Raw genomic sequence first — 24,066 nt, 5'->3', positions numbered from 1 at the left:
CCCGACGCGCGAGACCGGGCGCGCGAGGCCCCGACGCGCGAGACCGGGCGCGCGAGGCCCCGACGCGCGAGACCGGGCGCGCGAGGCCCCGACGCGCGAGACCGGGCGCGCGAGGCCCCGGCGCGCGAGACCGGGCGCGCAAGACCCGGGCGCGCGAGGCCCGGGCGCGCATGACCCGGGCGCGCGAGGCCCGGGCGCGCAAGACCCAGGGCGGGGCGGTGGAGGGTGGTAGGGCTAGAGCTTGACGCCGAGGAGGGCGTCCACCGTGCGGGCGAACAGTTCCGGGGCCTGCGGGTCGTCGGTCGCGCCGGCCAGGGCCGCCTCCGCCCAGCGGTCGGCCGCCGCCAGCGCTCCGGGGGTGTCCAGATCGTCGGCGAGGCGTGCGCGTACCTCGGCCAGCAGCTCGGCCCCGGACGGCCCGGCGGGCGCGGCGGCGGCCCGCCGCCAGCGGTCCAGGCGCTCCTGCGCGGCGGTGAGCAGGTCGTCGGTCCAGGTGCGGTCGCTGCGGTAGTGCCCGGAGATCAGCGCCAGCCGGATCGCCATCGGGTCGACCTTGTCGGCGCGCAGCCGGGACACGAAGACCAGGTTGCCCCGGGACTTGGACATCTTCTCGCCGTCCAGCCCGATCATGCCGGCGTGTACGTAGTGCTGGGCGAACGGCGCCTCGCCGGTGAGCCGCTCGGCGTGCGCGGCGGACGCCTCGTGGTGCGGGAAGAGCAGGTCGTTGCCGCCGCCCTGCACGTCGATGCGGTCCCCGAGCAGGTTCAACGCGATCACCGCGCACTCGATGTGCCAACCGGGGCGACCGGGGCCCAGCTCCCCGCCCGGCCAGGAGGGTTCGCCCTCGCGGGCGCCACGCCACAGCAGCGGGTCGAGCGGGTCGCGCTTGCCGGCCCGGTCGGGGTCGCCGCCGCGCTCGGGGAAGATCTCCAGCATCTGCTCACGGGTCAGGTTCGACTCGTAGCCGAACCGGGGCGTGGCAGAGATGTCGAAGTAGACGTCGCCGCTGCCGTCGTCGAGCCGGTACGCGGCGCCGTCCTTGAGCAGCATCTCGACCTTGTCGGTGATGTCCGGGATCGACTCGACAGCCCCGACGTAGTGCGCCGGCGGGATGATCCGCAGCGCCTCCATGTCCTCCCGGAACAGGGCCGTCTCCCGCATGGCGAGGACCACCCAGTCCTCGCCGTCGCGGGCGGCCCGTTCCAGCAGCGGGTCGTCGATGTCGGTGACGTTCTGCACGTAGCGGACCGGGCGGCCGGCGTCGCGCCACATCCGCTGCACCAGGTCAAACGTGATCATGGTGGCGGCGTGACCGAGGTGGGTGGCGTCGTACGGAGTGATGCCGCAGACGTACATGCTGCCCGCGTCTGCCGGCGCACTGGGGTGGACGGCCTGCCGCGCCGAGTCGTACAACGCCAGTGGCTCGCCCCGGCCCGGCAGCCGTGGCACCTCGTGTCCCGCCCAAGACTCCATGGACTCAGCCTAGCCAGCGGGGTGAGGCCGCCGGAGTACCCCACGGGTGATCAAGATGACAACGTTTCACATGGGCGGCCAGGGCATGGCCGGCCACTCCTCGGGCGGTTGGGGGAAACGGCCGGTCAGCCGTAGCCGGTCGACCCGCGCGGCGACCCGTTCCACCTCGCTGATCGTCAGATGGTCGGCCAGCTCCGCGCCGAGCGACCCGGCTACCTGGCCCGCCAGCGTGTCGAGCATCTCCACCGCGTCCGGGGGCAACTCCCGGCCGGCCCAACCCCAGAGCACCGTGCGCAGCTTGTCCTCGACGTGGAAACACACCCCGTGGTCCACGCCGTAGATGCGGTCGTCGGCGCCGACCAGCACGTGCCCACCCTTGCGGTCGGCGTTGTTGAGCACCGCGTCGAGCACCGCGAGCCGGGCCAACCGGGGGTCGTCGGCGTGCGCCAGCGCGTAGGCGGCGCCGTCGTCGTCGCGGGCGGCGGCGATCGGGAACCAGCGCGGCGGCACCTCCTCGGCGGGCACGAACCCGACCAGCGGCTCGGCGTCCTCCGGTTCGTCGATCCAGAGCTGGCAGGAGCCGGGGCCGAACGGGCCGTCGCGCAGCACGGTGGGAGGCACCAGGTCCCATCCGGTGGCCCGGGAGACCAGGTAGGCCGAAACCTCCCGGCCGGCCAGGGTGCCGTCGGGGAAGTCCCAGAGCGGCCGCTCGCCCCGGACCGGCTTGTAGACGCAGCGGGCGGTCAGCTCACCGAGGGTCAGGATGCCGCGCAGCGTGGTGTTGGACGCGTCGACGAGCCGACCCTCCAGTTCGAGCGCGCCGTCGCGGAGCAGCCGCAGCGCGGCGTCGCCGTCCTGGCGAGGCTGAAGGCCGGACGAGGTCACCGGTGGTAACCGTTGTGCCGCGGGCAGAGGTGCCCGGCGGGGTCCAACGGTTGGCCGCAGAGCGGGCACGGCGGTCGGCCCGCGTTGACCACTCGCCGGGCCCGCTCGATGAACTGGCGGGTCGCCTGCGGGGTGAGCCGGACCCGGAGCCGGTCCAGGTCCTCGTCCGGCTCGTCGTCCTCGTCGTCGTCGGATTCGTCGTCCTCGTCGCCCAGCTCGACCTCGGACTCCACCTCACCGGCGGCGATCGCCTCGATCACCACTGTCGCGGTGTCCACGTCGAAGGCCAGCCCGAGGGTCCCGACCCGGAACTCCTCGTCGACGGGAGTGTCCAGCGGCTCGTTGTCGCCGATCACCGGCGACAGCTCGGGCACGTCCACGCCGAAGCGGCGCTGCGCCTCGCTGAGCAGCTCCTCCAGCTTCTCGGCGAGCAGGGACACCTGGACCTTCTCCAGCGCGACGCTGACCAGCCGGCCGCCACCGCGGGCCTGGAGGAAGAACGTGCGCTCCCCCGGCGGCCCGACAGTCCCGGCGACGAACCGCTCGGGCGGCTCGAAGGCGTGCACCTGGTGCGTCATACCCACGACCCTATCCGGCCCGTCGTGGCATCGTGCACCCCACCGACCCGCGCGGTGACCCGGGGGGCCGTCACGGGGCCGCGCCGGCCCCGCCGCCGACAGCGGCGTCCGAATCCGCCGGGCGCGACGCCCGCCGACGCCGCTTGCGCGGCGGCGGCACCAGGGCGGAAAGGTCGCCGCCGGTATCGTTGAGCCGGACCACGAACGGTCGCAGCGGCGTGAACCGGATCGCCGTCACCGACGCCGGGTCGGCCACGATCCGCTGAAAAAGATCCAGGTGTACGCCGAGAGCGTCCGCCACGATGGCCTTGATCACATCGCCGTGGCTGCACGCCAGCCAGAGCGCCTCGGGCCCGTGCTCGGCGGTCACCCGGGCGTCCCAGGAGCGCACCGCCGCCACCGCGCGCGCGGCCATCGCCGCCATCGCCTCCCCGTCCGGGAAGACCGCCGCGCTGGGGCGCTGCTGGACCACCGGCCAGAGCGGCTCCTTGGCGAGCTTCTTCAGCGGCTGCCCCTCCCAGCTGCCGTAGTCGCACTCGATGAGCCCGTCCTCGACCTCCGGGGTGGCCTGCGGGACCGCCAGTTCGAGGGTCTGCCGGCAGCGGATCAACGGGCTGGTGACCACGGCGGCCAGGGGCACCGTCCGGAGCCGTTCGCCCACCGCGGCGGCCTGGGCGCGCCCGGTCTCGTCCAGTTCGACCGGTTGCCGGCCGGCCAGCCCACCGTCGGCGTTCGCCGTGGTCCGGCCGTGTCGCAGAAGCAGAAGGGTCGCCACGGTGACCACCCTAGGGCCTCCGCCGCGGCGCTGGGCCTGGGCGCGGCGCTGGGCCTGGGCGCGGCGCTGGGCCTGGGCGCGGCGCTGGGCCTGGGCGCGGCGCTGGGCCTGGGCGCGGCGCTGGGCCTGGGCGCGGCGCTGGGCCTGGCTGCCGGCCGGTGCGGGCCTCCGTTCGTCCTTTGCTCTGCCGACTCATACGCACCAGTGCCCATCCGGGTACCGGACACGCTCTGGCGCATCCAGGTAAGCAGAGCAAAGGGGCAGAGGAGGCCACCGGACGCGCGGCGCGGGGGCAGCGCCCTGCAAGGGTGATCACGCCGCTGGCCGGCCCCCGATCTTCGGGAACCGGCCAGCGGCGGCACGGCGGACGGTGGACCGACTGCCGTCAGGTCGCCTCGATCGTGCCGGTCAGCAGCAGGGCCAGCACCAGGGTGCCCAGCGCGACCCGGTACAGCACGAAGACGTACAGGGTGTGGTGCGCGACATAGCGCAGCAGCCAGGCGATGGCCGCGTACCCGATGCCGAAGGCGATGACCGTCGCCACGATCATCTGCGCCACAGACGGCGCCGACGTGCCCGGGGCGGACGGCTCGAACACGTCCCCGAGGCTGAACACGCCGGACATCACCACCGCCGGGATGGCCAGCAGGAACGAGTACCGCGCCGCCGCCTCCCGGGTCAGGTTGAGCAGCAGACCGGCGGTGAGCGTGCCACCGGACCGGGACACCCCGGGAACCAGCGCCATGGCCTGGGCGAAACCCATCACCACGCCGTCCTTCATCCGGAAGTTCTCCAGCGTACGGGTCTGCCGGCCCCAGTACTCGGCGAACGCCAGCACGAACGCGAACACGATGAGCGTGGTCGCCACCAGCCACAGGTTGCGCCCGGCCGTCTTGATCTGGTCCTTGAACAGGAAACCGAACAGGCCGATCGGGATCGAGCCGACGATCACGTACCAGCCCATCCGGTAGTCGAGGCTGGACCGTACCGACCTGTCCCGGATGCCGACCAGCCAGGTACGGGTGATCCGCCAGATGTCCTTGGCGAAGTAGATCAGCACGGCCGCCTCGGTGCCGAGCTGGGTGACAGCGGTGAACGACGCGCCGGCGTCCCGGTCGAAGAAGATCGCCGAGGTGATCCGCAGATGCCCCGACGAGCTGACCGGAAGAAACTCGGTCAGTCCCTGGACGATGCCCAGGACGATGGCCTCGACCCAGGTCACTCGCCGACTCCCGCGAGGTCGAGCGCCTCCGCGACGGTGCGCAGGGTCTGCACACCGCTGTCCCGGTCGGCGGCGAACAGGGTCACCGACAGCGTGGTCACGCCGGCGGCGGCGTACTCCCGCATCCGCTCGGCGACGCGCTCCTTCGGGCCGAGCAGGGAGGTGCGGTCGATGAACTCCAACGGTACGGCGGCGGCGGCGTCGCGCTGCCGCTTGGCCAGGTAGAGGTCCTGCACCTCGCGGGCGGCGTCGCCGTAGCCCATCCGGGTGGCGAGCTGGTTGTAGAAGTTCTGCTGGCGGCTGCCCATGCCACCCACGTAGAGCGCGGCGTACCAGCGGACCAGCTCGGCGCAGGACGCCACGTCGTCACCGATCACCACGGGCACCGACGGCACCACGTCGAACCCGTCCAGGTCCTTGCCGGCCTTGGCCCGACCGGCGCGCACCGAGGCGAGCTGCTCCTCGGCGAACTCCGGGGCGTAGAAGATGGCCAGCCAGCCGTCGGCGATCTCGCCGGCCAGCTCCAGGTTCTTCGGGCCCACCGCGGCCAGGTAGATCGGTATGTGCTCGCGGGGCGGGTGGAAGCCCAGCCGGAGCGCCTTGCCGGGGCCGTCCGGCAGCGGCAGGGTGTAGTGCGCCCCGTCGTACGCCACCTCCTTGCGGGCGACGGCCAGCTTGACGATGTCGACGAACTCGCGGGTCCGGGCGAGCGGCTTGGCGAAGCGCACACCGTGCCAACCCTCGGAGACCTGCGGGCCGGAGACGCCCAGGCCGAGCCGGAACCGGCCACCGGAGAGCGCGTCGATGGTGGCGGCGGTCATCGCGGTGGCCGCCGGCGTGCGGGCGGGGATCTGCATCACCGCGGAGCCGACGTCGATCCGTTCGGTCTGGCCGGCCATCCAGGCGAGCATGCTGGGCGAGTCGGAGCCGTACGCCTCCGCCGCCCACACCACCGAGTAACCCAGCCGATCTGCCTCCTGGGCCAGCGCCAGGTGGTCAGCGGGTGTGCTCCACGCTGTCTGGTATCCGAGACTGAGCCCGAGTCGCACTGGTCCTCCCCCATCCGTGGCACAGGTCGCACCAGGTTACGCAATGCCGACAACGGACTCGATCACCGGCTCGACACCCGCGCTCCCCCGTCCGTCGGGGCAGCCCGGGGCGGCGGAACCGGCAGAACCGGTAGAGATACGGGAGCGAGGATATCCGTGGCGGCGGGTTCGAAATAAGGTTCACCCATGCAACAGCGACCGCTCGGCCGAAGCGGGCTGGCGGTTTCGCGGCTCGCGCTCGGCACCATGACCTGGGGCCGGGACACCGACGCCGATGACGCGGCCGCCCAGCTGAAGAGTTACCTGGACGCGGGCGGCAACCTGATCGACACCGCCGACGTGTACGGCGACGGGGACGCGGAGTCGGTGATCGGCTCCCTGCTGGGCGGCCTGGTCCCGCGCGACGAGCTGCTGATCGCCACCAAGGCGGGGTTGCGCCCCGGCAGCGGCCGGCGTCGCGACGGCTCCCGGGGGCACCTGCTGCGTACCCTCGACGCGTCGTTGCGCCGGCTCGGCACCGACCACGTCGACCTGTTCCAGGTGCACGGCTACGACCCGGACACCCCCCTCGAAGAGACCCTGGCCGCGCTGGACCACGCGGTGGCCAGCGGCAAGGTCCGCTACGTCGGCGTGTCGAACTTCTCCGGCTGGCAGACCGCACGGGCCGCCGCCTGGCAGACCGCCTGGCCGGGGCGCGCCCCGGTGGTCGCGGCCCAGGTGGAGTACTCGCTGCTGGAGCGGGGCGTGGAGCGGGAGGTGTTGCCCGCGTGCGACGCGCTCGGCCTCGGTGTGCTGCCCTGGTCGCCGCTGGGTCGGGGCGTGCTGACCGGCAAGTACCGGCACGGCCGCCCGGCTGACTCCCGGGCCGCGTCGCCGCACTTCGAGCGATTCGTCGCCACGTACCTGGAGCCGCGCTGCTCGAGCATCGTGGAGGCGGTCGCGACAGCGGCCGGTGGGCTGGGTGTGTCGCCGCTGGAGGTGGCCCTGGCCTGGATCCGGGACCGGCCCGGCGTGACCGCGCCGATTCTCGGGGCCCGGACGGTGGGGCAACTGCTCGGTGCGCTCCAGGTGGAACGGATCACTTTGCCCGAGGAGATCACCACCGCGCTGGACGACGTCTCCGCGGTGCCGGTCGGCTACCCCGAGCGCGACAGCTGAGCCGGCCGGGTCAGGGGCTGACCAGCCGGCCGGGTCAGCGCTACCGGCGCGCCGGCGTCACGGCGTCGGACGCCGCCCGGGGAGGTCGTGGATCGCGGTCAGGAAGCGGGACTGGTCGTCGCGCAGCGCGGGCTGGGTCAGCCTGATCCACGACCCGTCGTCGAAGGCGACGGTGGAGGTGAGCTGCACGAGCCCGGTCGCGCCCCGTTCGGAGTCGACCCGGGCCACCCGGGCGCGTGGCACGCTCCACAGCACCCGCGGTTGCCGCCGGTCGGGTCGGTCCGGGTCGGGCCGGGGTCCCATCCGCAGCAGGTGCAGGTGGGTGTCGGTGACCGCCAGCGGGGTGCCGGTGTAGCGCTCCAGGAAGAGCAGCAGGCTGCCGGCGAGGGTGGCGAGATCGCCGCTGAAGACGTACCGGCGGCGGTAGGCGATCTCGGCGAGCTGCTCGGCCAGCGGCCGGTGCTGGCTGAGCCGGAACAGCGCCCGGAACGCCTCCTGCTCCTCGGTGAGCGGGATCGGCTCCCGCTGGGCGGGTTGGTGGGGCGGCGCCGGTTCCGGCCCGGCGGACTCCGACACGCCGGCGGCGAGGGCACCGGCGTTGCCGGGCAGCAGCAGCACGCCGGCGGCCAGCCGCACCGGCGTGAGCACCGCGTCCACCCAGACCACCGGGTTGACGATGTTGAGCAGCCCGAACAGCACCTTCGGGTCGAGCGCCTCGGCCAACTCCGCGCCGACGTCGTCGGCGAGCTGCCGACCGGCCTGGTGGGTCTGCGACATGCGCACCGGCCCCAGCCCCACGTACCGCAGCTCCTGGTCGGTCAGCAGCGGCGCCACCAGGGTGCGCTCCGGCTCGTCGCTGGTGCGGAACTCGTCGCGCAGCTCGCGGGCCTTGTCCCGGGCGGCCCGCGCGCCGCCGAGCACCGCGTCGGTGAACCGACTAAGCCGCCCGCGCTCCCCTGACATCACCCGTCGCCTCCCTAGCGGCCCGCCGGCTGACCTGCCGGCGGCTGCCCGAAGACATTCGGGTCGATCCAGTCCGCGCCTCCCTGCACCGCCTGGTCGATCTGGTCGCCGACCTGCTCGCTGCCGGGTACGGAGAGCCCGCTGGTCAACGCGACAGTTCCCCAGGTGACACCGTGGACGACGGAGTTCGGCACGTTCCACGGCAGGTTGGTCGCCCAGTCCCGGGCGATCACCCGGGCGCCGTCGGCCATTCCGTGCGCGCGCAACGCGGCGGCCCGGTCGAGGGCGCCCATGTCGAACGGGGAACCGGACTTGCCCAGTTTGTAGGTGCCCTTGGTGGGGTCGAGGAACTTGTGGTGCCACTTGTCGAGCTTGCCGGCGGCGCGGCGCTTGTCGGCGTACTTCTTGCCGGTGCGCAGCGCCTTCTGCATGTCGACGAGCTTGTCCAGGTGGGTGCGCAGCTTGCGCAGGTAGAGCAGGACCCGCTGGAGCAGGCGGATGACCTTCTGCAGGTGCACAGCGAGCGGCCGGATGACCTTCAGCATCCGGGTGACCACGATCAGGCCCCTGGTGACGGCCAGGCCCACCCCGGCAGCCCAGGACGCGCCCATGGTGACCGGGGCCATCAGCAACGCCGTCACCAGCGTCACGAGGAGGAAGTTCACGAACTCCACGCAGAGGTCCACCAGCACGTCGTGCACGGTCTGCAGGCCGTCGGCGACGCTGCGCAGGTACTCCGCGGTCGCGGCGAACTGCTCGGCGACGTCGAGGAGCTGTTGCTCCACGTCGGCCAACCGCTGGCCGTACGCCGCGCCGGCGGGTGAGCGCCACCCGACCTGCGCGGACTCCCGGGTCCCGCGGTGGCCCTGCGCCAGGTCACGCACCTGGGTGGCCAGCGCGTCCCACTCGGCGGCCTTCGCGCGCAACACGGCGGGCTCGCCGTCGACCAGGTCGACGAGCTGGATCAGCGGCCACGCCAGGGTCCGGCAGACACTGTCGACGGCGTCCTGCACACCGGAGAGGGCGTTGTCGAGGCCGTTCCACAGTTGAACGGCGCTGCCGGCCGGGCCGCTCATCCGGGCAGTCCCGCCTGGATGGCCTTGAAGCCGGCGTCGAGGTTCCGTTCGTTGTGCTCGTACGCCTCGACCGTGTCGGCCAGCGCCTTCGCGACCCGGCCGAACGCGGCGTTCGCGGCGGCGAACAGCTCCCTGCCGCCGGTGACCTGCTCGGCGTACTTGTCGCGGAGCATGTCGCTGGCGAACGGCAGATGACCGAACGCGTCCGACGGCACGTCGCCGGCCGAGACGATCTGCCCCTCCAGCGCGGCGAGCGAGCTGGCGACGTCCCTGGCGGCTGTCTCCAGTCGACGGACCGCCAGCACGTCCACATCGATATCCGGTGCCATGCCGTTCCTCCCCCGTGAGTCGAGCGCACCGACGATACGATCTCCCGGCCGCCGGGCACCACCCGGTCGCACGATCCACGGGGAGGAATCTCATGACGGACCCGACGTCGGCGTTCGACGCGCTCGCCGGGCGGATCGCCCACATCGAGCGCCGGTTCGCGGGCCTCCGCGACGAGCTGGCCGAGCTGTCCGGCACCGCCACCGACGAGAGCGGACTGGTCTCGGCGACCGTCGACGCCACCGGCGCGCTGACCGGCCTCAGCCTCGCGCCCGCCGCCCTGCGTGTCGGCACGGAAGGTGTGGCCGAGCTGGTGCTCGACGCGTACCGGCGGGCTCGTGACGTCGCCGGCGCGCACGTCGACGAACACACCGAGGGATTGGACGTCGCGCTCGGAGCAGGGCTCGGCGACCTGTTCGGCACACCGGGAGATTTCTCGGCGCTGGGCCGGCTGGAGGAGACCGTTGCCCGGCTCGGACGGCTGGACGACCGCCTGCCGGGCGCACCGGCGTGACGTCACCGTCGCCGACCTGGCCGGAGATCGCCGCCCGGCTGCGCGACACTGTCGCCCGCTGCGACCGGGACACCGACCTGGAGCTTTCCGCCGGTCCGCGCGGGATCCGCCTGCTGGTGCGCCGCGAGGTGGTGTGGGCGCTCTGCCCCGGCCACGACGAGGCACGCCTGGCCGCGCTCGGCTGGCGGCGCCCCACCGACGGCCACATCTGGTGGTACGAGGTGCCGCGCACCCCGGAGCAGGTGGAGCGGCTGGGTGCGCTGGTGGCCCGTACCGCCGCCGTGGTGTTGACCGACGAGCCCGGCGCGCTGTCCTGCCGGGTGGTGTCACCGGCGGCCGGGCCCGCGCGGGCGACGGTGGCGACGTCGCACGCCGAGCCGGCCGCCGAGCCGACGGTGGCGGCGTCGCTCGCCGCGGCCGCCGAGCGTCGCGACCTGCCCGGTTACCTCGGGGTGTTGGCCGGCGCCACGGTGTGCGTCCCGCTGACCGGGGAGCCGACACCGGGGGCCGACTTTCCGTGGTCGGTGGTTGGCGACCCTGCCGGCGGGCGTCTGCTGCCGGTCTTCACCTCGCCGCAGGCGCTCGGCACGTTCTCCGGGGACGGGGTGCCGTTCGTGGCGCTGCCCTGCGCGGAGCTGTTCGAGGACTGGCCGGACGCGTCGTGGGGGTTGGCCGTCGACCCGGGCAGCGCCCGGGCGGTCGCCCTGGCCGCGCCGGCCCTCGCCGCCCTGTTGACGGCCAACGTCCGACCCGGCTGACGGTGCCTCTGGCCGTGCCGGGCGGCCGAGCGCGTTGTTGGTCACTCGGGAGGGGGTGGCGGACGGCCGCTGGGCTGGGCAGCATGGGTGCATGGACTACGAGTACGCGCCGCTGCGGCTGCCGCCGAACGTCGACCGGTTGACCGCCGCGGCGCAGTTGGCGATCCAGGCGGAGTTCTCCGGTTGGGAGTTGGCCCGGGTACGGCTGTACCGGGACGGCACCCGGCAGGTGGTGCTCCGGCGGCGGCGGGTGAACCAGCCGCAGCCGGGCCTGTCGTACTGAGGACCGGTCGCGGTGCGCCCGGGGCCGCGCGGGTCCCGGACGCACCGCGCTCCGATCTTGCGCGTTCGGTTGCCCGAATGTCGGTAACGCCCCCTTTTGTCGCGACCGCAACTGCACGATCGCGGGGAAAGGGCGGGGCGGGTGCGGGCGGCCTAGTGCTGGTGGGTGGCGTGGTCCTCGTCGTCGAGCTCCAGGAACGGGTGCTCGTCGAGCCGCCCGACGAGCCGGTCGTCGACCGCCGGTTGGAACGGGCCGACCGCGTCGTCGTCGTCGAACGACTCGAGGTCCACCGGGGTGCCCACCTCGCTGACCATGACCACCCCGTCGAGCGGCTCCAACTCGGGCACGTCCAGCGCGCCGAGCGAGCCGTCACCGCTCTGCAGCAGCTCCAGCACCGCCTCGCCGACACCCTCGACCGGCGCCGGCTCGTCGTCCTCCGGGGTGCCCTCGCGTCGGGCCGCCTCGGCCACCCGCAGCAGCGCGGCGATGCTCGGCACCCGGTAGTCGCGGCGCTGGCGCACCGAGATCACCCGGGGGTGCGGGTCGCTGGCCTCTGCCCCCTCGCCCCCGCCGAATCGCTCGTCGGCCTCGTCCGGGTCGATCGAGTCGACATCCCACGGCGTCACCTCGCCGAAGGCGTCGAGCAGCCGCTCGTCGTACGCGAAGGAGGCGTTGTTCAACGCCACGTACGCCTGCCAGACGTCGTCGTCGTCGACGCGGCCCTGCGCGGCCCGTACGGCGGCCAGGTGGTGACGGGCCGCTTCGATCACCCGCTCGAGAGCGGCGTCCAGCTCACCGTGCTGGTCGGTCATGGTGGGGCAGTCCCTTCACGTCGGGAGGTCACGCGTCGGCGGCGACGGCCGGGCGTGGTTAGCAGGTGCGGAGGAACCGGTCGAGAACCCGCACGCCGAACTGTAGTCCGTCCACCGGAACGCGCTCGTCAATGCCATGGAACAACGCGGAGAAGTTGAGGTCGGCGGGGAGCTGGAGCGGTGCGAAACCGAAGCAGCGGATGCCGAGCTGCGAGAACGCCTTGGCGTCGGTGCCGCCGGAGAGCATGTACGGTACCGGCCGGGCCCCCGGGTCCTCCGCCCGCAGGGCCGCCGACATGGCCTCGACCAGCGCCCCGTCGAAGGTGGTCTCCAGCGCCGGTTGCCGTTGGATGTACTCGATCGCGATGTCCGGGCCGACCAGCTCGCGCAGCTGGCGCTCCAGCAGCTCCGACTGGCCCGGCAGGCTGCGGCAGTCGATGGTGGCGGTGGCCCGCCCGGGGATGACGTTGTCCTTGTAGCCGGCGGTCAACCGGGTCGGGTTGGCGGTGTTGCGGATGGTCGCGCCGATGATGTTGGCGATGGGGCCGAGCTTGGCGATCGCCGTCTCCGGGTCGTCCGGGTCCAACTCGATGCCGAGCAGGTCGGACACCTCGGTGAGGAAGGCCCGCACGGTGTCGGTGACCACCACCGGGAAGCGGTGCCGGCCGATCCGGGCGACCGCCTCGGCGAGGGCGGTGACCGCGTTGTCGTCGTGCACCATCGAGCCGTGCCCGGGGCGGCCCTTGGCGTGCAGTCGCAACCAGTCGATGCCCTTCTCGGCCGTCTCGATCAGGTAGAGCCGCTGGCTCTCGTTGACCGTGTAGGAGAAGCCGCCGACCTCGCCGATGGCCTCGGTGCAGCCGTCCAGCAGGTCGCTGTGGTGGTCCACCAGGAAGTGCGCCCCGTACTCGCCGCCGGCCTCCTCGTCGGCGGTGTAGGCGAGCACGATGTCGCGCGGCGGGCGCACGCCGGTGCGCTGCCAGTGCCGCACCACGGCGAGCACCATCGCGTCGAAGTCCTTCATGTCGATGGCGCCGCGACCCCACAGGTAGCCGTCGCGCAACTCTCCGGAGAACGGGTGCACCGACCACTCGTCGGCGTCGGCGGGCACCACGTCCAGGTGCCCGTGCACCAGCAGCGCGCCCCGGCCCGGATCGACGCCCGGGATGCGGGCCACCACGTTGGCCCGGCCCCGCGCGGACTCGTGCAGCACGGACTCCACGCCCACCTCGGCGAGCTTCTCCGCCACGTACTCGGCCGCGCGGCGCTCGCCGGCGCTGGTGTCGTTGTCCCCGGTGTTGGTGGTGTCGATGCGCAGCAGGTCTCGGCAGAGGTCCACGACCTCTGCGGTCGGGTCGGGTCGGGCGGAGGCGGCATCGCTCGTCATCGCCTCTTCATACCAGCCCGAGCCGGTCGACAGGTCGGCGCACCGGCGGGGACGGGCGCACGCATCGACGGGCCGGTTTCGCGTCGACCGCGTCCGGGTATCGCCGCCGACGACCGTACGTCCCCTGCCGGAGCTTCCGCCCGCCAGTCGAGGAGGGCACCATGTCCGCCGTTCCCCTGCCGCCGCTGCCGCCCGCGCCCACACCCGAGGAGGGCTACCGGCCGGCCGGTCGCAGCATCGCCGACATCATCGACCGGGAGCACCGGCAACTGCTGGCGTTGCTGACCCAGCTCAGCGGTCCGGACAGCACGCCGCAGGAGGGGTTGGCGGTGCTCACCGCCGCGCTGTCGCGGCACCTGTCCGCCGAGGAGCAGTACCTGCTGCCGGCGGTCCGCGCCGCGTTGCCGGCCGCCGGCGACCGGGTGGATGCCGAGATCGCCGCCGACGCCGCCCTGCTCGCCGCGCTGAAGGGGTTGACCGACGAGGCGCTGACCGACATCGCCGAGCGGGTCCGCCGGCACGTCGACGGGGTGGGTGGGTTGGTCACCGAGCTGCGCGCGGTGGCGAGCGAGGAGGAGCTGGTCCGGCTCGGCAACCGGCTGGAGATCGCCGAGGAGGCGGCGCCCACCCGCCCGCATCCGGGCACCCCGGCCACCCCGCCGTGGAACCGGATCGTCGAGCCGGCGGTCGGGGTGGTGGACAAGGTGCTCGACGCGGTGACCCGGCGGCCGACGTACCTGGAGGACCTGCCGGAGCCGCCGCGCGGGTGAGGATCGGCGGCCGGCGACAGTGCATTCATTATCACCGATCCGCTCGGGCTATTCCGCCGACTGATGCTGTAGTCCTACCGTCACGGTATGAACCTGGAGCTGCGTCATCTGCGGGTGGTGTGCGCGATCGCGGAGACGGGGAGCGTGACGAAGGCGGCGTCGGCGCTCGGGTTGGCCCAGCCGGCGCTCACCGCCCAGCTCCAACGCATCGAACGGACGCTGGGCGGTCCGCTGTTCGAACGGGACCGTCGCGGGGCCCGGCCCACCGCGCTCGGTGAGCTGGTGCTGGCCCGTGCCCGGGTGCTGCTGCCGGCGATGAAGGGGTTGCAGGACGAGGCCGCCCGACTGGCCGGGGCGGGCGGCGCGCCACCCAGCTACCGCTTCGGCGGGGTGAACAGCCCGATCCTGGGCCGGCTGGTGCACCGGCTGGCGGCCGCGCAGCCACCCGCCCAGATCACTACGTACGCGTCCTGGTCGGTGGACGAGTTGGCGCAGTTGGTGGCCGGAGGGCGGCTGGACTTCGCGCTCACCGGCGTGTGCGGCGACGCCACCCCCTCGGGCGGGTTCGGGTTGAGCTGGCAGGAGGTCGCCATCGACCCGGTGCTGGTGCTGCTGCCGGAGACGCACCCCCTCGCCGCGCACGACGAGGTGCGGCTGGGCGACCTGCGCCACGAGCAGTGGGTCGCCGCGCCGGGCGACGGCTGCTTCGCCGACTGCTTCGCCGCGGCGTGCGCCCGCGCCGGCTTCACCCCGAAGAAGGTGTACGAGACCGACATCCGCGGCTGTGTCGACCTGGTGGACGCCGGGGTGGCGGTGGCGCTGTGCCAGGCGACGTTCCGCCCGGTGGCCGGGTTGGTCACCCGTCGACTCGCCGGCACCCCGTTGCGCTGGCGGCTATTGCTCGGCTGGCATCCGGACTCCCCCGCCGCCGAGGGCGCGGAGCTGGTGCTGGAGATGGCGAAGGCCGCGTACGTGGACTCGTTGGCCCCGCACCCGGCCTACCTGGCCTGGTTGCCCCGCAACCCGGGGTTCGGGGTCCGCCAGCCGAGTGGGGTTCGGCCGGGTTGAGCGGTCGGCGGGGTGCGAACGGCCGCCTGCCGGGTATCTGGCGGACATGACCGACCTCTACCCGCCCGCCGACGACCGTGAGCTGCTGCGTCAGGCGGCCTCCGCGCACACCGCCGCCACCCGTGCCGTGGAGGCGTTCCTGCGCCGCCTGCCGGCGGTGCCCGACCCGGCGGACGTGGCCGAGTACGCCAACCTGCTCACCCGTGAGGAGCAGACCCGGGGCGACCGGGACGCCGCCGCCGACGCGGCGGGGCTGACCATCGGCAGCCTGGAGTCCGACCAGGGCCAGTAGGCGCGCCGACGGCGCCGGCCCGGTACCGGGTCGGCGCCGTCTTGTCCGGCCGCGTTCAGCGTTCCACGAGCGGATCGTGTCCGAGGTCGAGCAGCGAGTGCCGCCACTCGTCGTCGGCGTTGCCGCGCCGCGGCTTGGCGTCCATCAGCTCGCGGATCCGCTCGACCGCCTCCCGCATCACCTCGATGTCCTCCGGGGTGAGGTCGACCTTGCGCTTCTTCAGCACCTTGAGGATCTCCCGGCCCGGTTGGGGCAGGTCCAGGTCCGGGTTCGGACTGAACGAGTCCTCCCCCGACCCCCGGGTGAGCAGCCAGGTGCGCAGCTGCTCCGACGGGACGTTGACCTCGGCGTGGAAGTCCTCCCAGAGCACCTCCACCTCGGGGTCGAGCCGCGTGTCGCGTACCATCACGTCTCCTCTCGCGTCTCCGGGTCGTCCTTGTCGGTCTTCGGATGCAGCCCCTCGGCGGGCACCCGCGTCCGCCGTGGGTTCGCGGTCGGGGGCGCCAGGATCGGGTCCGGGTGGTCGTCCTCGTCGCGGGGCTTCGCGGCGTCCGCGTCCTCGTGCGACTCGTCGTGGTCGTCTCCCCGCGCCGGCCCGCTCATCGCGGGTGGGTTGTCGTGGCGGCGCTGTAGCCCCGCTCGCCCGCCGTGACGTCGAACGTGAGGGCGCCGTCACGGACGTCCACCGTGACCTTCTGCCCGGGTGAGATCGCCGACTCCAGCAGCATCCGGGACAGGTGGTTGTCCACCTCCCGCTGGATCACCCGGCGCAGCGGGCGGGCGCCGAACTCGGGTTGGTAGCCGTGCTCGGCGAGCCAGTCGATGCCGGCGGTGGTGAACTCCACCTGGAGGTCCTGGGCGTGCATCCGGCGGCGGGTCTCCTCCAGCAGCAGCGCGGTGATGTCGCGCAGTTGCTCGGCCTCCAGCCGGCGGAAGATGATGACCTCGTCGATGCGGTTGAGGAACTCCGGTCGGAAGTTCTCCTGGAGGCGACGCATCAGCCGTTCGCGCAGCTCGTCGTTCTCCTGCTCGCTGCCCGGCTCGCCGGTGCCGAACCCGACCGCCCGCTGGGTCCCGGTGATCAGCTCGGAGCCGAGGTTGCTCGTCATGATCAGGACGGTGTTCTTGAAGTTCACCGTCCGCCCCTGGCTGTCGGTCAGCCGCCCGTCGTCGAGGACCTGCAGCAGGATGTTGAACACGTCCGGGTGGGCCTTCTCGATCTCGTCGAGCAGCACCACCGCGTACGGGCGGCGGCGTACCGCCTCGGTGAGCTGGCCGGCCTCCTCGTAGCCGACGTACCCGGGAGGCGCGCCGACGAGCCGGCTCACCGTGTGTCGCTCCTGGAACTCGCTCATGTCCACCCGGACCATCCGGTCGGCCTCGCCGAACAGCGCCTCGGCCAGGGCGCGCGCCAGCTCGGTCTTGCCGACGCCGGTCGGGCCGAGGAACAGGAAACTGCCCATCGGCCGATCCGGGTCGGCGAGCCCGGCGCGGGAGCGGCGGACGGCCTCGGCGACGGCGGTGACCGCGTCGTCCTGACCGACCACCTTCTGGTGCAGGTGCCCCTCCAGGCGCAGCAGCCGGTCGCGCTCCTCCTCGGTGAGCTGGCTGACCGGGATGCCGGTGGCCCGGGAGACGACCTCGGCGATCTCCTGTGGGCCCACCTCGGGCACCTGCGAGGCGGACATACCGTCCTCGCCGTTGGCGCGCCGGATGTCGGCCTCCAGCTCGGCGATCCGGTCGCGCAGCGCGGACGCCCGCTCGTACTGCTCGTCGGTGACCGCCTGCTCCTTGTCCCGGCGTACGTCGTCGAGTTCCTGCTCCAACTCCCGCACGTCCGAGGCGGGCGTACGGGTGCGCAGCCGCACCCGGGCGCCGGCCTGGTCGATCAGGTCGATGGCCTTGTCCGGCAGGAACCGGTCGGTGACGTACCGGTCGGACAGCTCGGCGGCGGTGACCAGCGCCTCGTCGGTGAAACGCACCTGGTGGTGCGCCTCGTACCGGTCGCGCAGGCCGCGCAGGATGGCGATGGTGTCGTCGATGCTCGGCTCGGGCACCAGCACCGGTTGGAAGCGCCGGGCGAGCGCGGCGTCCTTCTCGATGCTCTTGCGGTACTCGTCGAGCGTCGTCGCGCCGATCACCCGCAGCTCGCCCCGGGCCAGGGCGGGCTTGAGCATGTTGGACGCGTCCATCCCGCCCTCGCTGCCGGCGCCACCGGCGCCGACCAGGGTGTGGATCTCGTCCAGGAAGATGATCAGCTCGTCCCGGTGCGCCCGGATCTCGTCGATCACCTTCTTCAACCGCTCCTCGAAGTCACCCCGGTAGCGGGTGCCGGCGACCAGGCCGGCCAGGTCGAGCTGCACGACCCGCTTGCCGAGCAGGGTCTGCGGCACGTCACCGTCGCAGATCCGCTCGGCCAGCCCTTCGACGATGGCGGTCTTGCCGACACCGGCCTCGCCAATCAGCACCGGGTTGTTCTTGGTCCGCCGGGACAGGATCTCGACGGCCTGCTCGATCTCGTCGGCGCGTCCGATCACCGGGTCGATCTGGTCGTTGCGGGCCAGGTCGGTGAGGTCCTGACCGTACTGGTCCAGGGTGGGGGTGCCCCGGTCCGGCTTCGGTCCGTTCATCGGCCCGCGCTCGGCGTTGGCGGCCTGCAACGACTCGGGCTGGATGCGACCGGCGGCGAGCATCCGCCCGGCCGGCGACTCCGGGTTGAGCGGCAACGCCATCAGGATGTGCTCGGGGCCGATGTAGTTGGCCCCCATCGCCCGGGACAGTTGGTGCGCGTCGAGCAGCGCCCGCTTGGCGGCGGGGGTGAGCGACAGGTTGGGCGGCACCTCCCCGCGCGGCGCGCCGTCGCCCCTGCCTCCGAGCGCGTTGAGCAGGGTGTCCGGGTCGGCGCCCGCCCGGCGGACCAGGTCCCGCAGCGGTTCACGTTGCAGCGCCGCCCAGAGCAGGTGGTCGGTGTCCAGGTCGCTGCTCTGCCGCTGCGCGGCGCGCCGGGCCGCGTCGGCCAGCATCTCCCGGGCGTCGGCGGTCATCAGTCGGGTGATGTCGACCCGGTGCGGTGGTCGGCGCCCTCCCTCGCCCCGGCCGAAGTACCGGGCCAGGAATTCGTCCCACGGGTCGGAGCCGATGTCACCGGGTCCCATCATGTCTGTCCTCCGCGGTAGGGCTCGGCACGGTCGGCAGGGGCTACCCGACGCGCGGCCCGACAAACGCCGCAGGGGTGGCGCGGGAGTGGCGTCCGACCCGGGCCGGCCGATGGTGGCAGGCTGACGGGATGGATGAGACCCCGCTGCTGATCGTGGACGGTGCCAACGTGGTGGGCTCCCGCCCGAACGGGTGGTGGCGGGACCGCGCCGGGGCGGCGGCCCGGCTGCGCGACTCGCTCGCCCCGGTGGCGACCGTCGGGTTGCCGGCCCGGCTGCCCGCGCCGGTGGAGGTGGTCCTGGTGGTGGAGGGCGCCGCGCGGGACGTGCCGGGCACCGAGGGCGTCCGGGTGGTCTCCGCCGCCGGCTCCGGCGACGACGCGGTGGTCGAGCTGGTGCGGGCGGCGCCGCGGCGTCGTCGACTGGTGGTCACCGCCGACCGGGAGTTGCGCGGGCGGGTCACCGCGCTGGGCGCCGAGGTGTACGGCCCGAAGTGGCTGCGCGATCCCCCGACGAGCAACTGAGAAATTCTCGCACCGGGACTCCCACAGATCGGACTCCCGGCACTTCCGAGGGCCTACCGGACAGGCGGGCAGGAACACCGCCAGGGCGGATGTTCTTTCCGGCCCACCGATAGGCTGTAATGGAGATCTCCCCGCCCCCAGGAGGTTCCGCCGTGGCCAGCGTCGCCGAGCTGAAGGCTGCCATCGATGTCGCCCTGCAACAGATCGGGGACGGGCAGACAGCCGTGCAGGCGGCCGGCGAGAAACTGTCCGAGGCGCAGCAGACCCTGGCCGGGGCGCTGGAGGGCAGCGGGCACGAGACGGTCGAGGCGGCCCAGGCGTCGCTCACCCAGGCCAGCCAGGAGCTGGAGGAATGCCTCGCCGCGACACTCGTCGCCGTCGAGCAGGCGCAGCTCTACGTCGCGACGCTGTAGGCGACCGTGTCCATCATCGAAGACGTCGGCGGGCAGGTCCGCGCCGCCACCGAGGAGTTCCCGCTGGCCCTGCTCGCGCAGGCGCTGGAGAAGTTCGGCCTGGCCACCGAGCGCCTGCGCTGGGTGCGGCAGGAGTCGGCCAACCCGATGGGCGTGCCCGAGCTGTCCGCCGCCACCGAACACGCCGAGAGCGCCGGCTACGCGTTGCGGGTGGCCCAGGAACAGCTGTCGGCGTACCTCGCCGCGATCGGGCTCGCCGCCGACGGCGCCCCGGCGCCCCGCCCGGAGCAGCGCGCCCCGCGACACGACACGCCACCGGAGGCCGCCCCGACCGCGGTGCCGCCGGAACCGACCGAGCAGGTGCGGATGCGCCGCTGGTGGTCGGTGCGGGTGGCCGAGCTGACCGGCGGGCGCGAGGTCGCCGACGACGACCCGGACGAGCGACTGAACGACTCCGCCGAGCTGCTGCGCCGGGTGGTGGGTGGCGTCCGCTCCGGCGACCGGGACCGGCTGCGCGCCGAGCTGCGCCGGGCCCCGGCCGACGTCGGGTTGGGCATGGCGGCGCTGACCCCGCCGCTGCTGCGCGAGCTCGCCGGTGAGCTGCTGGGGCACCCGCCGCGCGCCGCCGACCTCGGGCGGCTGCGGGGGGAGCTGGACGGGCGCGTCCGCGACCTGCTGCCCGGCCTGCCGCCGCCGGTGCTGGAGACACTGCTGACCCGGATCTGCCGGATGCCGCCGCCGCGCGCCTCCGGCGAGCCGCCGCACGCCGCCGACTCCGCGGTGGCCGCCGGTGTGGCGACCGCGCTGCTGCTCGCCCGCGTCGGCCGGAACCTGCCCGCGAACGGCACGGGTCGACCGACGGCCGCGGACCCGTCGGCGGAGCCGGTCCAGCCGACAGCCACGGGCCAACCGACGGACGCGCGACGCACACCGGGTGCCGCCCCGGCCAGCGGTGCCCCGCGGTCGACCGGGGCGGGCCGATCGGGCGGGCAGCCTTCGGGGCACCGCCAACCGGCGGCGGGACGACCTGGTGGCGGCGGTGCGGGCACCCGCTCGGACACCGCCGGTGGGCAGCCCTCCGGTGGGCTGCCGCCCCGATCGGGCAGCCCCTGGCGGGACGCGCCGACGCGTCGGGGCTCCGATGGCTGACCGGCGTGGTCAGCTCGCCACCCGGGTCCGGGACACCCTCGCCGAGGCGTTGGGCGCCACCCGTACCCGCCTGTCCGCCGCCCAGGCCGACCTGACCGCCGGGCGGGACCGGCTCGCCCGGGTGTCGAGGGCGGCCGCCGCCGTACCGGAGCGGGTGGGCGCCCAGCGCGACCGCCGAATCGCCGAGATCGACGCCCGCTACTCCACCCGCATCGCCGAGCTGGCCCGGCGCGCGGCCGACGCGGCCGGTCGGGAGGCGCCGGGCTGCGCGGGCGCCGACTGGCCGGGGTGGACGCCGACGCCCGCCCGGCGGGCGGAGGCGCCCGGCGCGCTGCGGGTCGGCACGGTCCACCTCGACGGCGTCGATCCGGTCCCCGCGCTGGTGCCGCTGCTCGACGCCGGGCACGTCCACCTCTCCGGAGACGACCGCGCGGGCTGCGACGCGGTGGTGTCCGCGCTGCTGCTGCGGGCCGTCGGCCGCGCCGACCCCGGGGCGGTACGCCTGATCGGGTACGACCCGGACCAGCTCGGCGGCGGCCTCGCCGGGTTCGCCCCACTGGGCACGGCCGGGCTGTTGACCTTCGTCGGGCCGGGAGGGCTGGGCCCGCTGCTCGACGACCTGGTGGAGCAGATCCGCCGGATCAACGAGACGGTGCTCGCCGGTGAGTACGCGTCACTGCGCGAGCTGGCGGGCGCGACCGGCCGACGCCCGGAGCCGTGGCGGGTGGCGGTGCTGCTCGGCGGCGAGGAGCTGAACCGGCACGAGCGGGGGCAACTCGACCGGGTGGTGCGCACCGGCGCGGCCTGCGGCGTACACCTGGTGGTGCACGGTGTGCCGGTGCCGGACGACCCGACGGTGACCCGGGTGGTGGCCGGGGCGTCCGGCGCGCGGATCGGCGGGTCGGCCGGGCTGCCGGTCCGGCTGGACCCGCCGCCACCGGCGACGCTCGTCACCGAGACCTGCCGGGACGTCGCGGCCCGGGTGAACGCGGGCCCGCCGCCGACCCCGTTCACCGACCTGCTGCCGCCGCCGGACCTGATGTGGCGGGAGAGCTCCGCCGACGGGCTGACCGCCCCGATCGGCGAGGGGCCGCACGGCCGGCCGGTACGGCTGACGCTCGGCGACTACCCCCCGCACGCGCTGATCGGCGGGCCGTCCGGCACCGGCAAGACCAACCTGATCTTCGCGTGGATCGGCGCGCTGGCCTCCCGCTACTCCCCCTCGGAGCTGGAGTTCTACCTGCTCGACTTCAAGGAGGGGGTGTCCTTCGCCCGGTTCGCGCAGGGCCGGCGGGACCCGAGCTGGCTGCCGCACATGCGCCTGGTCGGCATCAACGTCAACACCGACCGGGAGTTCGGGCTGGCGTTGCTGCGCTTCCTCGCCGAGGAGCTGCGCCGACGCGCGGACGCCGCCAAGAAGCACGAGGTGACCAAGCTGGCCGAGCTGCGGGCCGTCGACCCGACCGGGCACTGGCCCCGCATCGTCGCCGTCGTCGACGAGTTCCAGATGCTGCTGGCCGGCCGGGACGTCGTCGCCCGCGAGTCGGCCGACCTGCTGGAGGACCTGGCCCGGCGCGGCCGGTCCCAGGGCATCCACCTGGTGCTCGCCTCGCAGGACGTACGGGGCATCGAGGCGCTGTGGGGTCGCCCGGCGCTGGTCGCCCAGTTCACCCTGCGCATCGCGCTGCCCAAGGCGCTGCGCATCCTGGCCGAGCGCAACGACGCGGCGCAGTCGCTGCCGCGCTGGCACGCGGTGGTCAACGCCGAGTCGGGCATGGTCGAGGGCAACGAGGTCGCCCGCATCCCGTCCGCCAGCGACTGGGAGACGTGGAGCGGGTTGCAGCACCGGCTGTGGCGGATGCGCCCGCCGGACGCGGCCCCGGCCCGGCTGTTCGACGGCGACGCCATCCCCCGGCTGGCCGAGGCCCCGGACTTCCGGGCGCTCGCCGCGCCGCCCGACGGCGGGGTGCCGCGTAACCCGGTGGCGCTGCTCGGCGAGATCATCGACGTGCAGTCCCGCTCGGCGGCGCTGCGCCTGCCCCGGGCCCCGGGGCGCAACCTCGCGGTGCTGGGCACCCGGGTGGACGAGGCGTGCGCGGTGCTGGACGCGGCGGCCCGGTCGCTGGCCCGCCAGCACCCGCCGGGCACCGCCCGGTTCTCCATCGCCTGCCTCGACCCGGACGCGGACCCGATCGCCCGCGCCCTCTACGAGGACCTGGCCGACGACGCCGCCTGGTACGACGAGGAGACGGTGGGCGAGCTGATGGCCGAGACAGCGGACGGGCTGGGCGGCCCGAGCACCCCGCACTACCTGCTGCTGTTCGCCGTCGACGCGGCGGCCGGGGCGCTGGCCGCCCGCGCCGGCCGGCGGACCGGGCTGGAGCAGCTGCGCCGCATCCTGCACGACGGGCCGGAGCGACGCACGCACGTGCTGGCCTGGTGGCGGGGCGTCGCCCGGATGCGCGCCGACCTGGGTGGGCCGGCCGCCCGCACCGACCAGATCGGCGCGTGGGTGGCCCTGGACACGCACGGCGGCGAGTTGGGCGCGTCGCTCTACCCCGGCACCGGGGGCCCGGACTGGTACCCCCGCCCCTGGCGGGGGCTCTTCTTCGACCGGGCGGTGCACCGCACCGGACAGGTGATCATCCCTTATGGACCGTCGCGATGAACGAACCGGTGACCAGCGAGACGTACGCGGCGCAACTGCGCCGGCTGGCCGACCTGACCGCCCGGGTCCGCGAACAGCGCGCCGAGGCGTACACCTGGCACGAGCGGCAGTGCGCGGCGGCCGAGCGGGCCGTCGCCGAGGCGGCCGACCAGCTCCAGGCCGCCGAGGAGGAGCTCGTCGCCGCCCGTGAGCAGCAGGAACGGGTCGACGCCGAGGTGGCGCACCTGTGGCAGCAGGTGCGTTCGCGGCTGGGCGCACGCCGACTCGGCGGGCCACCCGCACCCGCCAACGGCACCGGGGCCACCGACCCGGTGCCGCTGCTCGCCAGGGCCCGTGACCTGCTCGACCGGGCCGGCCAACCGGGCGAGCTGCCCGGTTCGGTCAACCCGCTGCTGGTGCTCTACGGGGTGGGCGGGGCCGTGCTGGCGTACGCGCTGGGGGCCGGCGCCCGCGCGCTCGGCGTCGGGTACGGCGGGGACCTGGCCGTCGGCATGCCGGTGCTGGCCCTGGTGGTGACCCTGCTCGGGCCGTTCGTCGGCCTGGCACCGGCCCGGGTGCTGGCGGACCGCCGGCACGCGCTGCTCGGCCCCCGGCCGATCACCGTGGTCCTCGGCGCCGGGGTGGTCACGACGGTCCTGCTACTCGTGCTAGGCCGCTGAACCGGCCCCGGCACCGACCCCGGCGATCTTGCAGTTTCTGCGGCGACATAAGCCGCAAAAGCGGACTCATCGGCAACAGAAACTGCAAGATCGCGCTGGCTCATGGGG

The 24,066-nt window shown here is 74.0% G+C and carries 26 protein-coding genes; 12 read left to right on the top strand and 14 right to left on the bottom strand.

Annotated elements, in window-relative coordinates:
• Positions 1–234: 234 nt before the first annotated feature.
• The 6 genes from mshC to O7634_RS24470 all read right to left on the bottom strand — a co-directional run bounded on the left by mshC (position 235) and on the right by O7634_RS24470 (position 5,982).
• Positions 235–1,473: a cysteine--1-D-myo-inosityl 2-amino-2-deoxy-alpha-D-glucopyranoside ligase gene (mshC, locus tag O7634_RS24495; protein ID WP_278152475.1), complete on the bottom strand. Its 1,239-nt coding sequence runs from the start codon at positions 1,471–1,473 to the stop codon at positions 235–237.
• A gap of 66 nt (positions 1,474–1,539) precedes the next feature.
• Positions 1,540–2,358, bottom strand: a complete 819-nt coding sequence (locus tag O7634_RS24490; RefSeq protein ID WP_278152474.1) for an SCO1664 family protein — start codon at positions 2,356–2,358, stop codon at positions 1,540–1,542.
• Positions 2,355–2,936, bottom strand: coding sequence for a DUF3090 domain-containing protein (locus tag O7634_RS24485; RefSeq protein WP_278152473.1), 582 nt, complete (start codon positions 2,934–2,936; stop codon positions 2,355–2,357). The genes O7634_RS24490 and O7634_RS24485 overlap by 4 nt, the downstream gene beginning before the upstream one ends.
• 70 nt (positions 2,937–3,006) lie before the next feature.
• On the bottom strand, positions 3,007–3,720 hold the full coding sequence (locus tag O7634_RS24480) for an MSMEG_4193 family putative phosphomutase (RefSeq protein WP_278152472.1): 714 nt from the start codon (positions 3,718–3,720) through the stop codon (positions 3,007–3,009).
• A gap of 376 nt (positions 3,721–4,096) precedes the next feature.
• Positions 4,097–4,933, bottom strand: coding sequence for an undecaprenyl-diphosphate phosphatase (locus O7634_RS24475; RefSeq protein ID WP_278152471.1), 837 nt, complete (start codon positions 4,931–4,933; stop codon positions 4,097–4,099).
• On the bottom strand, positions 4,930–5,982 hold the full coding sequence (locus O7634_RS24470) for an LLM class F420-dependent oxidoreductase (RefSeq protein ID WP_278152470.1): 1,053 nt from the start codon (positions 5,980–5,982) through the stop codon (positions 4,930–4,932). The genes O7634_RS24475 and O7634_RS24470 overlap by 4 nt, the downstream gene beginning before the upstream one ends.
• Positions 5,983–6,168: 186 nt before the next feature.
• On the opposite strand from O7634_RS24470, the gene O7634_RS24465 reads away from it, so the two are divergent.
• Complete coding sequence (locus O7634_RS24465; RefSeq protein ID WP_278152469.1) at positions 6,169–7,140, top strand: aldo/keto reductase; 972 nt, start codon at positions 6,169–6,171, stop codon at positions 7,138–7,140.
• A 57-nt stretch (positions 7,141–7,197) separates the two neighbouring features.
• On the opposite strand, the gene O7634_RS24460 is transcribed toward O7634_RS24465, so the two are convergent.
• Genes O7634_RS24460 through O7634_RS24450 form a run of 3 tightly spaced genes read right to left on the bottom strand, consistent with a single transcriptional unit; the run spans position 7,198 to position 9,508 of the window.
• Complete coding sequence (locus O7634_RS24460; RefSeq protein WP_278152468.1) at positions 7,198–8,103, bottom strand: hypothetical protein; 906 nt, start codon at positions 8,101–8,103, stop codon at positions 7,198–7,200.
• Between the two features lie 14 nt (positions 8,104–8,117).
• Positions 8,118–9,179 carry a WXG100 family type VII secretion target gene (locus O7634_RS24455; RefSeq protein ID WP_278152467.1) on the bottom strand — a complete coding sequence of 354 codons (1,062 nt, stop codon included), beginning with the start codon at positions 9,177–9,179 and terminating at the stop codon, positions 8,118–8,120.
• Positions 9,176–9,508: a hypothetical protein gene (locus O7634_RS24450; protein WP_278152466.1), complete on the bottom strand. Its 333-nt coding sequence runs from the start codon at positions 9,506–9,508 to the stop codon at positions 9,176–9,178. The genes O7634_RS24455 and O7634_RS24450 overlap by 4 nt, the downstream gene beginning before the upstream one ends.
• A gap of 92 nt (positions 9,509–9,600) precedes the next feature.
• On the opposite strand from O7634_RS24450, the gene O7634_RS24445 reads away from it, so the two are divergent.
• The 3 genes from O7634_RS24445 (at position 9,601) to O7634_RS24435 (ending at position 11,061) form a co-directional block, all read left to right on the top strand.
• Positions 9,601–10,020 carry a YbaB/EbfC family nucleoid-associated protein gene (locus O7634_RS24445; RefSeq protein WP_278152465.1) on the top strand — a complete coding sequence of 140 codons (420 nt, stop codon included), beginning with the start codon at positions 9,601–9,603 and terminating at the stop codon, positions 10,018–10,020.
• Positions 10,017–10,778 carry an SseB family protein gene (locus tag O7634_RS24440; protein WP_278152464.1) on the top strand — a complete coding sequence of 254 codons (762 nt, stop codon included), beginning with the start codon at positions 10,017–10,019 and terminating at the stop codon, positions 10,776–10,778. Before O7634_RS24445 ends, O7634_RS24440 begins: the two co-directional genes overlap by 4 nt.
• A gap of 91 nt (positions 10,779–10,869) precedes the next feature.
• Entirely contained in the window at positions 10,870–11,061 is a 192-nt protein-coding gene (locus tag O7634_RS24435; protein ID WP_013734349.1) for a DUF5703 family protein, read from the top strand.
• A 152-nt stretch (positions 11,062–11,213) separates the two neighbouring features.
• Here the strand turns inward: O7634_RS24435 and O7634_RS24430 are convergent, their stop codons facing one another.
• Both O7634_RS24430 and O7634_RS24425 read right to left on the bottom strand, forming a co-directional pair.
• Positions 11,214–11,873: a hypothetical protein gene (locus O7634_RS24430; RefSeq protein ID WP_278152463.1), complete on the bottom strand. Its 660-nt coding sequence runs from the start codon at positions 11,871–11,873 to the stop codon at positions 11,214–11,216.
• A gap of 58 nt (positions 11,874–11,931) precedes the next feature.
• Complete coding sequence (locus O7634_RS24425; protein WP_278152462.1) at positions 11,932–13,260, bottom strand: M20/M25/M40 family metallo-hydrolase; 1,329 nt, start codon at positions 13,258–13,260, stop codon at positions 11,932–11,934.
• A 161-nt stretch (positions 13,261–13,421) separates the two neighbouring features.
• Between O7634_RS24425 and O7634_RS24420 the strand changes: the two genes are divergently transcribed.
• The 3 genes from O7634_RS24420 (at position 13,422) to O7634_RS24410 (ending at position 15,390) form a co-directional block, all read left to right on the top strand.
• The gene (locus tag O7634_RS24420; RefSeq protein ID WP_278152461.1) at positions 13,422–14,030 is read left to right on the top strand and encodes a hemerythrin domain-containing protein; all 609 of its coding nucleotides are present in this window, start codon (positions 13,422–13,424) and stop codon (positions 14,028–14,030) included.
• 87 nt (positions 14,031–14,117) lie between these two features.
• Positions 14,118–15,098, top strand: coding sequence for a LysR family transcriptional regulator (locus O7634_RS24415; protein ID WP_278152460.1), 981 nt, complete (start codon positions 14,118–14,120; stop codon positions 15,096–15,098).
• 46 nt (positions 15,099–15,144) lie between these two features.
• Positions 15,145–15,390: a hypothetical protein gene (locus tag O7634_RS24410; protein WP_278152459.1), complete on the top strand. Its 246-nt coding sequence runs from the start codon at positions 15,145–15,147 to the stop codon at positions 15,388–15,390.
• 55 nt (positions 15,391–15,445) lie between these two features.
• Here the strand turns inward: O7634_RS24410 and O7634_RS24405 are convergent, their stop codons facing one another.
• From O7634_RS24405 to O7634_RS24395, 3 genes are read right to left on the bottom strand one after another with little or no spacing between them, the layout of a single operon-like run.
• Positions 15,446–15,796: a DUF3140 domain-containing protein gene (locus O7634_RS24405; RefSeq protein ID WP_278152458.1), complete on the bottom strand. Its 351-nt coding sequence runs from the start codon at positions 15,794–15,796 to the stop codon at positions 15,446–15,448.
• Positions 15,796–15,993, bottom strand: coding sequence for a hypothetical protein (locus O7634_RS24400; protein WP_278152457.1), 198 nt, complete (start codon positions 15,991–15,993; stop codon positions 15,796–15,798). The genes O7634_RS24405 and O7634_RS24400 overlap by 1 nt, the downstream gene beginning before the upstream one ends.
• A complete protein-coding gene (locus O7634_RS24395; RefSeq protein ID WP_278152456.1) occupies positions 15,990–18,548 on the bottom strand; it encodes an ATP-dependent Clp protease ATP-binding subunit in 2,559 nt (852 codons plus the stop codon). Before O7634_RS24395 ends, O7634_RS24400 begins: the two co-directional genes overlap by 4 nt.
• 128 nt (positions 18,549–18,676) lie before the next feature.
• Between O7634_RS24395 and O7634_RS24390 the strand changes: the two genes are divergently transcribed.
• From O7634_RS24390 to O7634_RS24370, 5 genes are all read left to right on the top strand, one after another.
• The gene (locus tag O7634_RS24390; RefSeq protein ID WP_278152455.1) at positions 18,677–19,069 is read left to right on the top strand and encodes a hypothetical protein; all 393 of its coding nucleotides are present in this window, start codon (positions 18,677–18,679) and stop codon (positions 19,067–19,069) included.
• Between the two features lie 152 nt (positions 19,070–19,221).
• On the top strand, positions 19,222–19,482 hold the full coding sequence (locus tag O7634_RS24385; protein WP_130400840.1) for a hypothetical protein: 261 nt from the start codon (positions 19,222–19,224) through the stop codon (positions 19,480–19,482).
• A 6-nt stretch (positions 19,483–19,488) separates the two neighbouring features.
• Entirely contained in the window at positions 19,489–20,631 is a 1,143-nt protein-coding gene (locus tag O7634_RS24380; protein ID WP_278152454.1) for a hypothetical protein, read from the top strand.
• Positions 20,624–23,299 (top strand): FtsK/SpoIIIE domain-containing protein, encoded by a 2,676-nt coding sequence (locus tag O7634_RS24375; RefSeq protein ID WP_278152453.1) that lies wholly within the window; start codon positions 20,624–20,626, stop codon positions 23,297–23,299. Before O7634_RS24380 ends, O7634_RS24375 begins: the two co-directional genes overlap by 8 nt.
• Complete coding sequence (locus tag O7634_RS24370; protein ID WP_278152452.1) at positions 23,296–23,958, top strand: hypothetical protein; 663 nt, start codon at positions 23,296–23,298, stop codon at positions 23,956–23,958. The genes O7634_RS24375 and O7634_RS24370 overlap by 4 nt, the downstream gene beginning before the upstream one ends.
• The last annotated feature ends 108 nt before the right edge of the window (positions 23,959–24,066 follow it).

The organism is Micromonospora sp. WMMD1120 (genome assembly GCF_029626235.1).
Lineage (GTDB): Bacteria > Actinomycetota > Actinomycetes > Mycobacteriales > Micromonosporaceae > Micromonospora.
The sequence above is the reverse complement of the archived record's forward strand: the minus strand, read 5'-3'. Positions and strand labels throughout refer to the sequence as shown.

What these genes read in the sequence shown, in the direction of transcription:
- O7634_RS24485 (WP_278152473.1), bottom strand. Translation starts at nt 2,936, where the DNA reads ATGACGCACCAGGTGCACGCCTTCGAGCCGCCCGAGCGGTTCGTCGCC.
- O7634_RS24415 (WP_278152460.1), top strand. Translation starts at nt 14,118, where the DNA reads ATGAACCTGGAGCTGCGTCATCTGCGGGTGGTGTGCGCGATCGCGGAG.
- mshC (WP_278152475.1), bottom strand. Translation starts at nt 1,473, where the DNA reads ATGGAGTCTTGGGCGGGACACGAGGTGCCACGGCTGCCGGGCCGGGGC.
- O7634_RS24420 (WP_278152461.1), top strand. Translation starts at nt 13,422, where the DNA reads ATGTCCGCCGTTCCCCTGCCGCCGCTGCCGCCCGCGCCCACACCCGAG.
- O7634_RS24430 (WP_278152463.1), bottom strand. Translation starts at nt 11,873, where the DNA reads ATGACCGACCAGCACGGTGAGCTGGACGCCGCTCTCGAGCGGGTGATC.
- O7634_RS24435 (WP_013734349.1), top strand. Translation starts at nt 10,870, where the DNA reads ATGGACTACGAGTACGCGCCGCTGCGGCTGCCGCCGAACGTCGACCGG.
- O7634_RS24405 (WP_278152458.1), bottom strand. Translation starts at nt 15,796, where the DNA reads ATGGTACGCGACACGCGGCTCGACCCCGAGGTGGAGGTGCTCTGGGAG.
- O7634_RS24375 (WP_278152453.1), top strand. Translation starts at nt 20,624, where the DNA reads ATGGCTGACCGGCGTGGTCAGCTCGCCACCCGGGTCCGGGACACCCTC.
- O7634_RS24400 (WP_278152457.1), bottom strand. Translation starts at nt 15,993, where the DNA reads ATGAGCGGGCCGGCGCGGGGAGACGACCACGACGAGTCGCACGAGGAC.
- O7634_RS24445 (WP_278152465.1), top strand. Translation starts at nt 9,601, where the DNA reads ATGACGGACCCGACGTCGGCGTTCGACGCGCTCGCCGGGCGGATCGCC.
- O7634_RS24370 (WP_278152452.1), top strand. Translation starts at nt 23,296, where the DNA reads ATGAACGAACCGGTGACCAGCGAGACGTACGCGGCGCAACTGCGCCGG.
- O7634_RS24450 (WP_278152466.1), bottom strand. Translation starts at nt 9,508, where the DNA reads ATGGCACCGGATATCGATGTGGACGTGCTGGCGGTCCGTCGACTGGAG.
- O7634_RS24425 (WP_278152462.1), bottom strand. Translation starts at nt 13,260, where the DNA reads ATGACGAGCGATGCCGCCTCCGCCCGACCCGACCCGACCGCAGAGGTC.
- O7634_RS24455 (WP_278152467.1), bottom strand. Translation starts at nt 9,179, where the DNA reads ATGAGCGGCCCGGCCGGCAGCGCCGTTCAACTGTGGAACGGCCTCGAC.
- O7634_RS24390 (WP_278152455.1), top strand. Translation starts at nt 18,677, where the DNA reads ATGGATGAGACCCCGCTGCTGATCGTGGACGGTGCCAACGTGGTGGGC.
- O7634_RS24465 (WP_278152469.1), top strand. Translation starts at nt 6,169, where the DNA reads ATGCAACAGCGACCGCTCGGCCGAAGCGGGCTGGCGGTTTCGCGGCTC.
- O7634_RS24410 (WP_278152459.1), top strand. Translation starts at nt 15,145, where the DNA reads ATGACCGACCTCTACCCGCCCGCCGACGACCGTGAGCTGCTGCGTCAG.
- O7634_RS24460 (WP_278152468.1), bottom strand. Translation starts at nt 8,103, where the DNA reads ATGTCAGGGGAGCGCGGGCGGCTTAGTCGGTTCACCGACGCGGTGCTC.
- O7634_RS24395 (WP_278152456.1), bottom strand. Translation starts at nt 18,548, where the DNA reads ATGATGGGACCCGGTGACATCGGCTCCGACCCGTGGGACGAATTCCTG.